The following is a 15308-nucleotide window of genomic DNA, read 5'->3' as shown; positions in this document are numbered from 1 at the left end:
AATCTATGTAATAGAGCCTAAAGTGGCTCTGAATTACCGGAATATGTGGCTCTCATTCTCCGGAATGGTGGCTCTCAAAGTCCGGACAGGTGGCTCAAAGAGCCCCGGAATAATCACCTTTAAGCCGTCGGAATAAGTGTTCAACTTCGATTCGCTGCCCTCCGGTCGATCGCGATATTCAATGATTACATTGTCAATGGACATATTTTTGTCAATGGCGTGGATGCTCATTTCAGTCTCTATCTCAAATCCTTTGGAAAGGATAGGAAAGTTTTTTACAAACTGATAACTAAAGGCTCGATAGCCAGTCATTATATCCTTGATCTCGCTTTTAAATAAAAAGTTGATAGACTTCCGAACAATAGAATTTCCCATATTGTGGAATGGTCGTTTGTTTTCTTCGAAATAAGTGGAGGAAAGGCGGTCGCCTACGACCATATCTACATTTCTTTGAAGTACTTTGTCAGCCATCTCCCGTGCGAACTCTGCGGGATATGTATCGTCACCATCCGTCATGATGTAACACTCTGCGTCCACTTCCCGGAACATGCGGCGAATCACATTTCCTTTGCCCTGCCTATATTCATGGCGTACAATGGCACCGGCTCTTTCAGCCAGTTCGGCGGTATTGTCCGTCGAGTTATTATCATATACATAGATTGTTGCCTCTGGCAGTACATTTTTGAAGTCCGTAACGACTTTTTCAACAGTTTTGCTCTCGTTGTAACAAGGTATGAGCACTGCAATTTTGTCCATGTTATTCTCTCTCCTTTAAGCAGATTATGGATAATTCCAGTAATATAACGCGTTTATTTTATCACAGGGTATTAGAGAAGGCAATTTGAAAATGGTTGGTTGGTTTTTTATGATTTATGTAAATTTAAATTAAGAATAAGTTGAAAATAATCAACAATAGGGTATAATAAAAACATGGGTGATGTTTGTACATTATATATTAAATTATATGGTGATGCAAATAATTATCTACACAATATTACTAATTGATAAAAGTATAGTTGGATATGAACATTGTATCCCAAAAATGAAAGGAGAGAAGAATATGAGAAAATGGAAAAAAGGGTTGTGTGCATTATTATCAATGATTATGATTGGTAGTACTTGTATGCCTTTTACGTCTGAGGCGGAAGAATGGAAAGATATGGAAATAAGGGGGGGGTAAACTCTAAAATTTCTGTATTATCAGATAGTGATCAATATACAACTTTGGATTATGAAAAAATTGATGATATAAATGATGATACAATTTTAGGATTAGATTTTACTCACTATCAACAAAATTTGGGATGGGGAAAAACATATTATAATTATCGACAGGAAAAAATTTCTAATATTTTTGATTTTGTCAAAAGTCAGGGAGTAAATACCATTTCTGTAAAAATAGCAGTGAATCCTTCTTCGGAGCAGGATCAATGCTATTCTTTGGAAGAATCGCTTGATACATTAAAAGAAGCGGAAAAGGCAAATCTAAAAACAAATGTTGTGCTGTTATATTCAGATACGTTGACCTATGCTAATAATCAATCGCTGCCAGAGGGATGGAGTAGTGATACTGCGGAACAGCAGGCAATAGATTACACAACGGATGTATTGACAACCATGGAAGATGCTGGAGTTATTCCAGATATCATAACAGTTGGGAATGAGGTCAATTATAATTTCTTGAATTTTTCAGATGGAGAAAATGGAAATAATGCATGGTTGGGATGGCAGGCTATGAGTAAAATAACAAATGTTATCCGTAATTTTAATACTTCTATTAAAATTATGATAGGAATCGCAGAGCCATCGGTACCGACGGATATAGAGTGGATTCTTGAAAAATTAGATGATGAATATATGTCTGTACAATATGATTATGTAGGTGTGAATATATATCCGACAGAAAATACCAATCAAAATTTTCTGATTATGAAAGATACCTTTAATAGAATAGAAGAATCAAACGGTAAGCAATTAATAGTTTCTAATGTGAAATATCCTGGTGTAGAGAAAACTGAAGAGGCAGAAATTATTTCTCTGGTAGATTCACAAACAGAAAATATTTATAATTTGCTTTCTGCAACGATAGATTCATCAAATGCGGGAGGATTAATTTATGATTATGCAGATATGGTAGGAGATTATAATTCTTTCTTTGATGAATACGGAATTGCTGCAACATCCTTGGCAATTTTTGCATATGCCAAAGGTGAACAAGTTGATGTTACTACGTGGAGACAACCATTTCAGTTTGGTGTTGAACCAAATTTGAAACAACAGAAAGTGAATATTAATAAGATTGAAAATATGTCTGAATCTACAATAAGAGGTGTGGATGTTTCTTCATATGTAGCATTACAAAACGCTGGAGTGAAATTTTATGATTTTGATGGTAAAGAAGCTCCATTAATGCAAGTGTTAAAAGATAGTGGCGTAAACTATATTAGAATTCGTCTTTGGGTGGATCCAACAGATGAAAATGGAAATACATATGGCGGTGGTGCTAATGATACAGCAACGGGTATTAAGATTGCAAAAGATGCAACTGAATACGGTATGAAAGTTATGCTTAATTTCCAATATTCAGACTTTTGGACAGATCCTTCACAACAGATTCTCCCAAAATCATGGGAAAAAGATAAAGATAACCCGGAAAAAATGAGAGAGAATATTTATAATTATACAAAGGACACTATCCAACAGTTTAAAGAAGAAATCCCAAATGTTGATATTGGTATGGTACAGGTTGGGAATGAGATAACAAATGGATTGTTGGGAGAAATTGCTAATAGAGACAATGGAGGAAAATATACTGCGGTATGGGGAAATGAAGAAACGTCTAAAAAAGTGAATAGCTACATTAATGCTGGATCACAGGCTGTAAGAGAGTGTTTACCAGAGGCGTTAATAGTATTGCAGTTAGAGACGCCGAATATTGAAAAATATACTAATATTATGAATACTTGGGAAAGAGACCATGTAGATTATGACGTATTGGGATCTTCATTTTATCCGTTTTGGACAAAAGACTGGACGGTAGAAGGAGTCCCAAATGCGAATACATTATCGAATTTGGAAAAAATTCAGAAGCTCGCTGCTTCTTATGGAAAATTATTTGTGGTAGCAGAAACTGCATGGGTCAATGATTTGAACGATTCAGATGGTACACATAATGCGATAGGTGAAGCAGATGATACAAGTGCTTATGAAGTAGGACCACAAGGACAAGTTGACCAGCTCGAAGACATGTATGAATGTTTAACGGAACAACCAAATAGTTTAGGAGCGTTTTACTGGGAGCCAGCCTGGATTGCTGTTAAACCCGGATGGGTGAATTGGGAGTATAATAAGAACATGTCCAATAAGTTTGGTACAGGTTGGGCGGCAGAAGCGGCAGAGTCATACTGTGCTTATGATAAGATTCATGATTCCGAAGGCAATGGTACATGGGGAGGAAGTAGTTGGGATAATTGTGCAATGTTTGACTATAATGGTTACCCATTACAATCCTTACTCTTTTACAGAGATTCTATTGCTAAAGGTGATGAACAGGTAACGATTATACATTTTGTGGATGAGAATGGAAATGAAATTGCCACAGATGATTTCGTAAAAATTGCAGTTGGCGATAATTATGAGTATACTGTTCCTGAGATTGATGGGTATAAGATGCAGGGTGAAGGCAAAGTGACGATTCAAGGAACAAAAGCTGGTGTAGGATATCAAAATATTATATTTGAAAAAGATACTACTAATCCAGTTAATGATGAATCAAATACACCAACTAAACCGGTTGATCCATCAATAACTCAGCCATCGGCGGATAAAGGGACAGTTATTACGCCGGCTGACAATGTAATAATAAAAGAGCGTTTTTATAATAAAGTAGTTAAGATTAAAACGAAGAAGTATTCTCTGTATGATGATTTGAATGGAAAAAAATCGAATAAAAAGATAAAGAAAATACGAACAAAGAAGTATGTAGCAAGAAAAGTTTATAAACATAAAAATGGTAATAAATACATCGAACTTCGTACAAAAAAAGGAAAATTTGTTGGTTATATTAATAAGAAAGCTGTAAAAGTTTTGAGAACTACTCAAGGGAAAAAATACTCTTATCAGAAAAAAGTGCGCATAACCAATAAAAAATACAAATTATATTCTGATTTTAATTGGACATTAAAAAATATTAGAAATTATAAAAAAGTATATAATGCAAAATATTTATATAAGCACATAAATGGTAAAAAATATCTTGCGTTGTACAAAAAAGGAAAATTAGTTGGTTATATCAATAAAAAAGCAACTACCGTCAAAAAATAAGAGTATTTTTTATGGGTGATGGATCTTCTGTGATTGAAGAATTAAGGATGATTTCATCTCTATAATAAACGAGGGTGGAACAGAAAAAATATACTGTTCCACCTTTGTTTTGTATATTTCACTGAGACAATAATAAAAAGATAAACATGATTTATAATATAAATGGTAGATAGTGTATATTGCGAAAATTATAGTCATACGGATAACGTATAATTAATTTTGCAAGATCAATTTTATAAAAATAGACATGGTCTATAGCCGTTTGGTAGAATTAAGTCACTACAACAAAAACTATTAAAGGAGGCTATAGAACCATGTCTGATAAGATTATACAGCTAAATGAAGATTTAATAAGGTACGATTGAAAAGAATCTTGTCTGCAGCAGTGTGGAAGAAGCTCTTATTCAGGTGTATCTGACCGGTGTTTCTATTCGACGAATGGAATGTATTACCAAAGACTTATGAGGAACGAAAGTATCCCCCTGGAATCATCAGCAACCTGAACAAAAAGGCTTATGAATATATCGAACTTGGTGTTCTTTCTTCGTATAGCTAAAAGAGAGGGCACGGGTGCATGCTTGATTGTTGGAGATAAGAATCTCGAAATGCTAGAAAACATTCTGGAAGTCTTTCCAGCTGCCAGATATCAGCGTTGTACGGTTGGTTCATTTTTACAGGAATATATTTTTTATTACATTCCGTAACAAGATGAAAATGGTAGCGCTTATGCGCAAGACACTCTATGCGTAGGAAACAAGAAAGCTGTCAGAAAGGTAGAGGAAGGAATTGAAGAAACCTTGACTTATATGGGTTTCCCTAGACAGCATTGGACCAGGATCCAGACAAATAACGCGATTGAGTGTCTCAACCATAAGATTGAATGCCGTATAAAAGCGATCGGTGTTTTTCCTAATACGCAGAGAGCTTTGATGCTCGCCATGTGCCAGACTATGTCATGTAACGGCGATCAGCTGGGAGTCAGATGCTATATGAACATGGATTATCTTTTCAAACCAGAAGAGGATTTGTTGTCTGATACCATAGTCAGTTAACTATCGGCTGTCAAACGGCAGGATTCTAATTTTGTGAAAAATTATTGACCCTAATACTTTATGCAACATGGATGTTTAGAGGGCCTGAAATAATATCTCAGCCCCTCTTTTTCGATGACTTTCCTGCCCTCTACTTCTCCTCCCCATCAAGTAGATAAACATATGACACATGAAATATCTCCGCGATGGCTTTTAATTCCAGATCGGAGACGTACCGTTTGTTGGTCTCGATGCGTGTGATGACATTTTTGTCTATGTCATAACCGGCCAGCTGCAGCTTATTGGCCAGGTCGCGCTGGGACATGTGATGTTCCTGGCGGAGTTTGGTCAGGCGTTTGCTGATGAGATTTTTTTCGCCGGATTCCGTGCGTGGTTTTGGCATGATACTCATTCCTCCTGTGTAGAATACTATGGCTCATTTTTTGAACCGATATTCTGATTGTAGTCAGAGAAATAGATTAGGATGGTTGTGAAAGTGAGACGATAAGGAATGATTATTGTGGTTTTATGTTTGGGGGAGATTGCAATGATTTATCTCAATTTGTATAGCCTACTTTATCTAGATGTGGTAAAGTATAGGAAACGGAGAATATAAAAAGATTTAGATAGGGAGGAAAAAAGAAAAGAGAGAATCTTTTCGTCGGTATTGATGGATTCAAAAAAGTTAGAACTGCAAATTTTAAATAGTGTCTGAAAGATGAATCGATTTGAATAAATTAATATTGATTTTTTGATAAAAAATATGTAATTATTAAACAATAGAAAATGTTTAGGTCTATTGTGTTCCAAAAGGTTAAGTAATTTGGCTGAGATTATATTTTATATATAACTAGGAAAACAATATGTGAGTAGAAATGAATAATATTTCTGATTAAGTAAAGTGTCACATCCCTTTTATGGGGGTGTGTGAGTAGTGCGATTATTTGATATTTATATAAAGATATTGGAAAATGGAATAGAAAGGAAAAATTGCTTGACAAGAAAAGCGTATTTTGTTATATATAATTAAATCTTGAATATTATTTATGATTAAAATTTGGAGGATTAAATGAGTTACAAAAGTCAAATAAGAGATAGTGAGATGAATATGCTTTTGGAAAAGGTGGCAGGAAAAAATTATAGTAAATATTTGAGTGAAATGAATTTGGTAAATATAAAGGGATTTAAAGATCAAGTTATTAAATTTCATTTTCCAGTGACAGCAATAATTGGACCGAATGGAGGTGGGAAAACCACAGTCTTAGGTGCGGCTGCATGTGCTTATAAAGAAACAAAACCAGGAAAATACTTTCCTAAATGTGGAAAATATGATGATAGTATGCAAAATTGGAAAATAAGCTACAAAATGATTGATAAAAATATAAGTGCTAAAATAGAGATTGAACGTACAGCTGTATTCAGTAACTATAAATGGACAAGAGATAAACTTTTATCCAGGAATACTTTGAGTTTTGGTGTGTCGCGTACTATTCCGGCAACAGAAAGAAGAGAGTTAAAAACATTTGCAAATGGTAAGTTTGTAATGCCTCATGAAAAAATTACAAAAATTAAAGAGAATGTTTGTGACTATGTTGGAAAAATACTTAATAAAGATATCACAGATTTTTCTATTATAGAGTCCGCTGGAAATGAGAAGAAAAATGTATTATCAGGGAAAACAAAACAAGGTTATCACTATACAGAATTTCATTTTGGTGCTGGTGAATCAAGTATTATAAGAATGATTACAGAAATAGAAAAATGTGAAGACAATTCTTTAATATTAATCGAAGAAATTGAAAATGGTTTACATCCTCTGGCGGTTAGAAGGTTAGTTGAATACCTAATTAATGTTTCTTTAAGAAAAAGAGTTCAAGTACTTTTCACAACACATTCTAATGAGGCTTTAAAACCATTGCCTGATCAGGCAATATGGGTATGTAATAATGGAGAGATATCGCAAGGGAAATTGACTATAGAATCGTTGTGGGCGTTGACAGGAGATATTCACGCTGAAATGCTGATTTATGTTGAGGATATTTTTGCACAAAGATGGATTGAGGCAGTGTTATCATCCGATAAAAGTTTGATTGCAGGGGCGATAGAGGTATATGCGATGGAAGGAGATGGGAAAGCTGTAAAGACAAGTAAAGGAAGAAATGAAGACCCTGGAGCAAAATACCATTCTTTATGTTATATAAATGGAGATTCAGATCAAAAAGAATCTGAAGAACAAAAGATTTATCGTTTGCCGGGAGAAATGCCGGAACCATATGTTTTTTTATCAGTAAAAGAACGGTTTGATGATATTTCTTCAAAATTGACGCTGGCATTACATCAAGATATAAATCAACAAGGTTTTGTAAAACAAGTTTTAGAAGAAGTTTGGAGAGAAACTTATGATAAACATACTTTATTTAGTTCTGTAGCTATTAGATTGGGGTATATGCAGGAAGAAACAGTTAGAAGTGCATTTCTTCATATATGGTGTGATTTGTATAAAGATGAAAAAGAAAAAATATATAACAATATTATGAGGAACTTTGCACACGAATTTGATACACATAAAACAAACTAATACAAAGGTATATTAAAATCAGGTTGTAGAAAGCGATATTTGAGAACAGTTCCAGGACGGGACCTTAAAGTGCAGGCCCCGTCCTCGGTAATGAATGCCATATCTTAGTTGTCAGCTGCCATAAAAATTCCTATACTATTATGTTGTTGTCGATAAGTTTATTCGGATAATGTGAATCCTGCAATGCGGGCCAGCTCGCGGATGGAATCCCGGGATACTTTCTTGCCCTTGTATTCGATCAGATCTTCGCATTGTCCGGTGAAGATATCACTTGGATTGTATTTTTTGATAATGATTTTGTCATCTTCGGTAAAAATCTCCAGAGGCTCTCTGTCTCCGATGTCGAAACTTTTGCGAAGTTCCATAGGTAAAGTGATTCTTCCCAATGAGTCTAATTTTCTGACGATTCCTGTACTCTGCATATATACTCTCTCCTGTTTATCTTTTTGTAGTGTGTTATCAAGTCACCATTAGCATAACATAAAAAACGGCAAAGTCAACCAGAAGATGTAAATATTTTTGATAAATGTATGGTGTTACAAATTTTTCCATAAAATATGAAATGTATGGAAAGTCCGTTGGTGAAAAAAGTGAAATCTGGTTGGTGGCGGGGTGGAAAATGTACGAAGTTCTGGGGAGTACGCATTACCAACCTTTTAGTATACCTTTACAAAAAAAGAAAAAACAGAATGGTATTTCCTGACAATTTTCGATAAAATTTTATTACAAAATGAACAAAATAGAAAATATGAAAGGAAAAAGTAATGAAAAAGAATCAGGAATTATTTAACAGGTATATGCCAAGGGTCAAGGTTTTGTACAGGAAAATGAGAGAAAATGTAATTATGGATGAAGAAAAAGAAGAGCTGTTTGATTTGAGGAGACGTTTATTTGAAGGTATCAAGCGGTATGGTTTTTTGCTGGCTACTAACAGGATTGAAAGAGATGGTGCGTATTTGGATACTGTGGCGGAGATTGAGAGTGAGTTGTTTATCGTGTTTTGCGATACCCTGGAAAAATATGATACATTTTATGCAGTGACTACTTATTTTAAATGGCATTTCTGGGGAGCAATTTGCCGGTATTTTGCAAAACAAGGGGGAAAGACGCAATATCATATTCAAAAAATGGCGAAGATTTCGTGGTGTATTCAGAAATGCGAAGAAATGCAAATAGATTGTATTGTGAAGAATATTGCGGAAATGACGGGGATGACGGAGCGGCTGGTAAAGAAAACGCTGGAAGAAGAGAATCGTTCACAGCTGATCAGCCTGGATAAACTGTACAGCCGGAGAGATAAGGGATTGACGCCGGAGGAAGTTATCGTTCAAAAGGAATGCAGGGATTTGCTGGATAAAAGCGCCCGCAGAAATTTGTCTGAAAAGGAATATGAATTATTTTGCTGTCTGTTTTGTGTGAATTTTATTAAAAATATACCTTATAAAAAGATGGCGGAGCAGACTGGATATTCGCTGATGGAAGTGAAGGAGTTGATTCAATCGATAAAAAATAAGATGTCCGGAGATGAGACTTTGCGGCAGTATTTTTATGGTTTCTGATAAAGCATTGACAGAATAATCATAAAAATAAGGTGGCAGCGCCGCCATGGCATAAAAAATATATCCCACAGCGGCAGGGAAAAAGAGTGCGGACCGGCAGTATTTTCGGATATGCATGGTCAGGCACTCTTTTTCTGTAGTCATCTGTTTACTCTTCTTTTCCGTCGATCAGATAGTCATAGGAAACCTGAAAAATGTCCGCAAATGCTTTGATCTCCAGGTCGGAGACATAGCGTTTGTCGGTTTCGATTCTGGTGATGACATTCTTGTCAATGTCGTAGCCGGCCAGCTGCAGTTTGTTGGCCAGGTCGCGCTGGGACATGTGACGGTCCTGGCGGAGTTTGGCCAGGCGTTTGCTGATCAGGTTTTTTCCGCCGGATTCTGTTCGTGGCTTAGGCATGTTCGATGCTCCCTCCTGTGTGAAAAGATTTGACTCATTTTTTGAACCATTTTTCTGATTGTAGTAAGAGGCGTGGACAGAGTCGGTTGTAAAAACGAGACAAGGAGAGATAAATTTGGCGGGAAAGGTTTTGTGAACTTTTTTGTGGCCGAAATGCGTCTCTTGGCTGTGAAATGAGGGGATGTTTATTGCTGTTTGCAACACTTCTGTCATAATTATTATTTTCCCCGTAATGAAAAATAATATTTCTGTTATGGCTATTTTCGGGCGGGAATCCTATAATAAGCTTATCGAGGGTGTAAGACTCTCAAATAAGACAACAGGAGGAGATTCATATGAAGAGAAAGATGATGGCATTATTGACAGCGATGTTATTACTGGTATCCGTTGTGCCGGTCAATGCGGCGGCAGCGAATGTCACCAGAAAGATGAGCGGTGACCGCGATCTGAAGCAGGTTTCCCGTATGTTTGCCGCTTATACGACTGCGATGAATCTCAGTGGAAATGTTTCAGACGGACAGGTTGATATTCCGCTGAACGGAGCGAATCAGTTATCGATTGGCGCGTTTGTCCGCTATAACTATAAAGATGATTATGGATTTACCGCTAAGGAGCTCAAGAAAGAGACAAAGAACCTTTTCGGCAAGGCGGTAAAGGCCAATGTCCTTAAGAAGACAGCGCAGGCTGATCTGCTTGTGTGTGCGTCAGATGGCGCTTTCGTCAATGAGCCGTACATGTACTGCGGCGGTGATTTCAGCGATTGTATTCCACAGTACAAGATTAAGAAAGTGGTGCAGCTGGGAAAGAATCTGTATCAGGTGCAGATTCAGAATAAGATGGGGATTTACGGAGAAAAGGGTTCCGAGGATATGGGAAAGACCATTCTCAAGGTAAAGAAAGACAAAGATTCTTCCTACGGATATGTGGTGAAGGAGATTACCTACCAGAAATAAGAAAATAGATTTGAAAAAGGATACCTTTATAGAATAATACATTTGCGGAAAATAGCCGCCGGGATATATGTCCCGGCGGTTTTCGTGTTTTGAACCTCATTCATTCGTAATCATCTTTCCACACTTCTGTGCGAAGGCTGTGGATCAGCTGGTCGATTTCCTCCGGTGGCAGGATGCACAGGAGCCGGCAGATGGTCTTGCCGCTGAAACCGCTTTTTCCTTTTTCCTGTTCCCAATAACTCCTCGGGGAAATGTTCAGCTTCTCCGCCATGCGCTCCTGAGAATAGGAGTTCTGGATACGGTATTCATAGATTTTTTTGCTGATAAGAAGATTGAGGTTCTTATCGGATTTTTTCATTTGTATCCCTTCCTTTCAAATAAGTTTTATCTGTCTTTAAGGGCCTAAGAAAATATTATCTGTAGGGAAGAAAACTTGTTATGATTTATACCTCAGTATTGCTTTTATTATTTAAAAATATATTATATTTTTATATAAAAATTGCTAACTTTATCTGCCAAATTGACATAAAAGTGCAATTATTTGAAAAAATTTTACGGACCGGGAATGCGAGGAAAATGATGAGAAATGAGACAAAAATGTTACAAAAGAGCGTACCATTTTTAAATTCTACATAAAATGCAGGAAAAATGGTAATATTTGCAGTTGAAAAATGGGAAAATGTCTGATAGGATTGAAGTCGTGAGTTGTATAATGCACAAGTTATCTAAAAATTGATAAAAAGTGAAGTTTGACAGCTGACGGGATTTCACCAATAAATATGAAAAAATCAAGCTGAGGAAGAGAAAAGATGAAAAAAGAAACGGAGAGCACAGGGAAGAGGGAGAATACTTCGCATCAGAACAATTCCATAAAGAAACGGTTACATATCAGACATTGGAAGATTATTACCTTCTATTTGATCATTTTCGACATTATCGCAGTGAATGTTTCCTATTTTTTTGGATTATGGCTGCGGTTTGATGCAACCTTCTCTAACATACCACAGGAGTATCTGCGTGCTTTTTTAAAGTTCGCACCGTTCTACACGGCAGTCGTTCTTGTGGTTTTTTTCGCGTTGCGCCTCTATAACAGCATCTGGCGTTTTGCCAGTTTTAACGAGCTGAACCGGATCGCAGCTGCGTCAGTGATCACAACGATCGTGCATATTTTGGGAATTACGGCATTTATATTGCGCATGCCGCTTTCCTATTATATTATAGGAGCGGTGAGCCAGGCCGTGCTGGTCACAGCCGTCCGTTTCTCTTACCGATACGTCACCCTGCTTCGCAGGCACAGGGAGAAAAATATACAGGCACGGCATAATGTCATGGTCATCGGCGCCGGCGCCGCCGGACATATCATCCTGAAAGAGCTTCGCAACTCCGACAGGCTGGAGACGAAGCCCTGCTGTGTCATCGATGACAATCCCAACAAATGGAACCGCATCATGGAAGGCGTACCCATCGTCGGCGGCAGAGATGACATTTTAAAGAACGTACAAAAATATGACATCGACCAGATCCTCTTCGCCATCCCGACGGCTTCGCCCCAGGACAGAAGAGACATTTTAAATATCTGTAAGGAGACCCGCTGTGAGCTCAAGAGCCTGCCGGGCGTTTACCAGCTGGCCAACGGCGAAGTATCCTTAAGCAAGATGAAGGCTGTGGCCGTGGAAGATCTGCTGGGCCGCGATCCGATCAAGGTCAACATGGACGAGATCTTCCAGTACCTGAAAGGCAAAGTCATCCTGGTCACCGGCGGAGGCGGCTCCATCGGCAGCGAGCTCTGCCGCCAGATCGCCGCCCACGAGCCGAAACAGCTGATCATCTTCGACATTTACGAAAACAACGCCTACGACATTGAGCAGGAGTTAAAAAGAAAATACAAAGACCTGAACCTGGTGGTGCTCATCGGCTCCGTCCGTGACAGCCGCCGCATCAACATGGTCTTCGAACAGTACAAACCGGACATCGTCTACCACGCAGCCGCCCACAAACATGTGCCGCTCATGGAGACCAGTCCCAACGAGGCCATCAAGAACAACGTCATCGGCACCTACAAGACGGCCTACGCCGCCTTAAAGCACGGCACCAAACGTTTCGTTCTTATCAGCACCGACAAAGCGGTAAACCCGACCAATATCATGGGCGCCAGCAAACGTCTCTGCGAGATGGTCATCCAGAGCATGGACGCCGTCAGCAAGGAAGGCCGCATCGACCTCCTGCCGTTCGTCCACGCCCATAAAGATAAAAACATCGACGGACAGGTGGCCTATGACCCGATGGACCATATGGCCGTCTACGACGGCAGAGGAGCCTCAGAGTGGACATCTTCGAACGGGGCCGTCCGAGATGTCGGGGGATCTGCAGATTCCGCCACGGCTGCCCGGGAAAACAGCGCCGCGGCTGTTTGTGCTGCCGCAGCAGGCCGCAAACCCGGTCTTCACATTGAGAGCGTCAGCAATCAGGACAGAACCGGCACCCAGTTCGTAGCCGTCCGCTTTGGAAATGTGCTGGGCAGCAACGGCTCCGTCATCCCGCTCTTCAAGAAACAGATCGAAGCCGGCGGCCCGGTGACCGTCACCCACCCGGACATCGTCCGCTACTTCATGACCATACCGGAAGCGGTCAGCCTGGTCCTGCAGGCCGGCACCTACGCCTGGGGCGGCGAAATCTTCGTCCTGGACATGGGCGAGCCAGTCAAGATCGACACCCTGGCCCGCAACCTGATCAAGCTGTCCGGCTATGAGCCAGATGTGGATATCCCGATCGTCTACACCGGCCTTCGCAGCGGCGAAAAACTCTACGAAGAAAAACTGATGGCCGAAGAGGGACTCAAAAAGACCGATAACGAACTGATCCACATCGGCAAGCCAATCCCATTTGACACCGAACAGTTCCTCTGCGACCTGGAAGAACTGGCCAGGGCCAGCTACGAAAACAGTCCGGATATCGTGAAAATGGTGGAGAAAATCGTACCGACCTTCCACCCGGTGGGCAAGAACCCGAGCGGCAAAGAACGGCCGATACCAAAGAGGATGCGAAAAGAAGCCGGTGGCAATACAGACGGCGTTCAGATCGGAGAGGCTGTTTACGCCGGGCCGCAGAAAGCAAAGACCGTGGCAGCGGTGAGAGTGGGGGAGTAGGGAGAGAAACCTCACAGAGAATATACAGAAAATATAAAGAGTAATAGATAAAGAGGTCAGAATCATGCAGAAAAGAAATATTCCATTTAGCCCTCCGGATATTTCGGAGTTGGAGATTGCAGAGGTTGTAGATGCCTTGCGTTCCGGATGGATAACAACAGGACCAAGAGTAAAAGAATTAGAAAGAAAATTAGCGGCCTTTTGCCATACAAGCAAGGTGGTGTGCCTGAATTCTGCCACGGCGGCCGAAGAATTAAATCTCCGTATTTTGGGGATTGGAGCAGGGGACGAAGTGATCGTCCCTGCTTACACGTATACAGCCACAGCGTCAGCGGCTATCCATGTGGGAGCTACTGTTCGTTTTGTAGATTCACAAAAAAATAGCACAGAGATGGACTATGATGCCATGGAGGCCGCCATCACTGAGAAAACGAAAGCGATTGTGGCGGTAGACCTTGGGGGAATCATAGCAGATTATGACCGTATTTATGAGGCTGTAAATAATAAAAGAAATGTATTCAAAGCAGAAGGAAATACAGAGTTAGGTCAACGTATCCAAGAAGCTTTAGGCAGAGTTGCTGTTCTGGCGGATTGCGCTCACGGATTGGGAGCCAATCGAAAAGAAAAAATGGCCGGAGAGATTGCAGACTTTACTTCATTCTCTTTCCATGCTGTAAAGAATTTTACAACTGCCGAAGGCGGAGCAGCAACATGGAAAGGCATAGATGGTATTGACAACGAGGAAATTTATAAACAATATCAGCTTTATTCCCTCCATGGACAGTCAAAAGACGCTTTAGCGAAAACACAGCTGGGTTCTTGGGAATATGATATCGTTGGCCCATGGTATAAATGCAATATGACAGACATTATGGGAGCTATAGGGTTAAAGCAGTTAGAACGATATCCAAGCCTATTGCAGAGAAGAAAAGAAATCATTGAAAAATATGATGCCTGTTGCGATGAATTAGGGATTGAACATCTAATTCACTATGGCAAAGATTATACATCATCCGGACACCTGTATCTGACCCGTATACCGGGTATTACATCTGAGCAGAGAAATGAAATTATTGTCAAGATGGCAGAAAAAGGTGTGGCAACAAATGTACACTATAAGCCGTTGCCGATGATGACAGCTTATAAGAATCTGGGATGGGATATTAAAGATTTCCCGAATGCATATGACTATTACCACAATCTGATAACACTGCCGTTGCATACGAAGTTGACGAATGAGGATGTAGAGTATGTGTGTACGAACTTTGTAGTATGCGTAAAAGAAGTGAAAAAGTAAATTAATTTATTTTAGCAAGAC

10 protein-coding genes and 1 pseudogene are annotated in these 15308 nt (G+C 39.4%); 6 read left to right on the top strand and 5 right to left on the bottom strand.

Features of this window, described 5'->3' with window-relative positions; translation table 11 throughout:
• Window positions 1-111: 111 nt before the first annotated feature.
• Window positions 112-756, bottom strand: a pseudogene (locus tag B5E53_RS07960) (glycosyltransferase family 2 protein); the annotation flags it as partial.
• A gap of 393 nt (window positions 757-1149) precedes the next feature.
• Here B5E53_RS07960 and B5E53_RS07955 point away from each other — a divergent pair.
• Window positions 1150-4323: a glycosyl hydrolase 53 family protein gene (locus B5E53_RS07955; protein WP_087313870.1), complete on the top strand. Its 3174-nt coding sequence runs from the start codon at window positions 1150-1152 to the stop codon at window positions 4321-4323.
• A 1182-nt stretch (window positions 4324-5505) separates the two neighbouring features.
• Here B5E53_RS07955 and B5E53_RS07945 read toward each other — a convergent pair.
• The gene (locus tag B5E53_RS07945) at window positions 5506-5757 is read right to left on the bottom strand and encodes a helix-turn-helix transcriptional regulator (protein WP_087313866.1); all 252 of its coding nucleotides are present in this window, start codon (window positions 5755-5757) and stop codon (window positions 5506-5508) included.
• Between the two features lie 666 nt (window positions 5758-6423).
• On the opposite strand from B5E53_RS07945, the gene B5E53_RS07940 reads away from it, so the two are divergent.
• Window positions 6424-7932, top strand: coding sequence for an ATP-binding protein (locus B5E53_RS07940; RefSeq protein ID WP_087313864.1), 1509 nt, complete (start codon window positions 6424-6426; stop codon window positions 7930-7932).
• A gap of 158 nt (window positions 7933-8090) precedes the next feature.
• Here the strand turns inward: B5E53_RS07940 and B5E53_RS07935 are convergent, their stop codons facing one another.
• Window positions 8091-8354 (bottom strand): AbrB/MazE/SpoVT family DNA-binding domain-containing protein, encoded by a 264-nt coding sequence (locus B5E53_RS07935; RefSeq protein WP_087313862.1) that lies wholly within the window; start codon window positions 8352-8354, stop codon window positions 8091-8093.
• Between the two features lie 405 nt (window positions 8355-8759).
• Between B5E53_RS07935 and B5E53_RS07930 the strand changes: the two genes are divergently transcribed.
• A complete protein-coding gene (locus tag B5E53_RS07930) occupies window positions 8760-9491 on the top strand; it encodes a sigma-70 family RNA polymerase sigma factor (RefSeq protein ID WP_162611846.1) in 732 nt (243 codons plus the stop codon).
• 148 nt (window positions 9492-9639) lie between these two features.
• Here the strand turns inward: B5E53_RS07930 and B5E53_RS07925 are convergent, their stop codons facing one another.
• Window positions 9640-9891: a helix-turn-helix transcriptional regulator gene (locus tag B5E53_RS07925; RefSeq protein ID WP_087313858.1), complete on the bottom strand. Its 252-nt coding sequence runs from the start codon at window positions 9889-9891 to the stop codon at window positions 9640-9642.
• Window positions 9892-10226: 335 nt separating this feature from the next.
• On the opposite strand from B5E53_RS07925, the gene B5E53_RS07920 reads away from it, so the two are divergent.
• Entirely contained in the window at window positions 10227-10844 is a 618-nt protein-coding gene (locus tag B5E53_RS07920) for a hypothetical protein (protein ID WP_087313856.1), read from the top strand.
• A gap of 100 nt (window positions 10845-10944) precedes the next feature.
• Here B5E53_RS07920 and B5E53_RS07915 read toward each other — a convergent pair whose 3' ends face one another.
• On the bottom strand, window positions 10945-11202 hold the full coding sequence (locus tag B5E53_RS07915; protein WP_087313854.1) for a helix-turn-helix transcriptional regulator: 258 nt from the start codon (window positions 11200-11202) through the stop codon (window positions 10945-10947).
• Window positions 11203-11653: 451 nt separating this feature from the next.
• Here B5E53_RS07915 and B5E53_RS07905 point away from each other — a divergent pair, with 451 nt between their 5' ends.
• Together B5E53_RS07905 and B5E53_RS07900 are read left to right on the top strand one after the other, a co-directional pair.
• Window positions 11654-13990, top strand: a complete 2337-nt coding sequence (locus B5E53_RS07905; RefSeq protein ID WP_087313850.1) for a nucleoside-diphosphate sugar epimerase/dehydratase — start codon at window positions 11654-11656, stop codon at window positions 13988-13990.
• 64 nt (window positions 13991-14054) lie between these two features.
• Window positions 14055-15287 carry a DegT/DnrJ/EryC1/StrS family aminotransferase gene (locus B5E53_RS07900; protein ID WP_087313848.1) on the top strand — a complete coding sequence of 411 codons (1233 nt, stop codon included), beginning with the start codon at window positions 14055-14057 and terminating at the stop codon, window positions 15285-15287.
• Window positions 15288-15308: the final 21 nt, after the last annotated feature.

Source organism: Eubacterium sp. An11, from assembly GCF_002161065.1.
In the GTDB taxonomy this organism is placed as follows: Bacteria; Bacillota; Clostridia; order Lachnospirales; family Lachnospiraceae; genus Anaerobutyricum; species Anaerobutyricum faecale.
Note: the sequence above shows the minus strand (reverse complement) of the source record. Positions and strands in the feature narration are given on the sequence as shown.

Excerpts from the sequence above, each read along its gene's own strand:
- B5E53_RS07955 (WP_087313870.1), top strand. The coding sequence starts at position 1,150 with ATGGAAAGATATGGAAATAAGGGGGGGGTAAACTCTAAAATTTCTGTA.
- B5E53_RS07945 (WP_087313866.1), bottom strand. The coding sequence starts at position 5,757 with ATGCCAAAACCACGCACGGAATCCGGCGAAAAAAATCTCATCAGCAAA.
- B5E53_RS07940 (WP_087313864.1), top strand. The coding sequence starts at position 6,424 with ATGAGTTACAAAAGTCAAATAAGAGATAGTGAGATGAATATGCTTTTG.
- B5E53_RS07935 (WP_087313862.1), bottom strand. The coding sequence starts at position 8,354 with ATGCAGAGTACAGGAATCGTCAGAAAATTAGACTCATTGGGAAGAATC.
- B5E53_RS07930 (WP_162611846.1), top strand. The coding sequence starts at position 8,760 with ATGAGAGAAAATGTAATTATGGATGAAGAAAAAGAAGAGCTGTTTGAT.
- B5E53_RS07925 (WP_087313858.1), bottom strand. The coding sequence starts at position 9,891 with ATGCCTAAGCCACGAACAGAATCCGGCGGAAAAAACCTGATCAGCAAA.
- B5E53_RS07920 (WP_087313856.1), top strand. The coding sequence starts at position 10,227 with ATGAAGAGAAAGATGATGGCATTATTGACAGCGATGTTATTACTGGTA.
- B5E53_RS07915 (WP_087313854.1), bottom strand. The coding sequence starts at position 11,202 with ATGAAAAAATCCGATAAGAACCTCAATCTTCTTATCAGCAAAAAAATC.
- B5E53_RS07905 (WP_087313850.1), top strand. The coding sequence starts at position 11,654 with ATGAAAAAAGAAACGGAGAGCACAGGGAAGAGGGAGAATACTTCGCAT.
- B5E53_RS07900 (WP_087313848.1), top strand. The coding sequence starts at position 14,055 with ATGCAGAAAAGAAATATTCCATTTAGCCCTCCGGATATTTCGGAGTTG.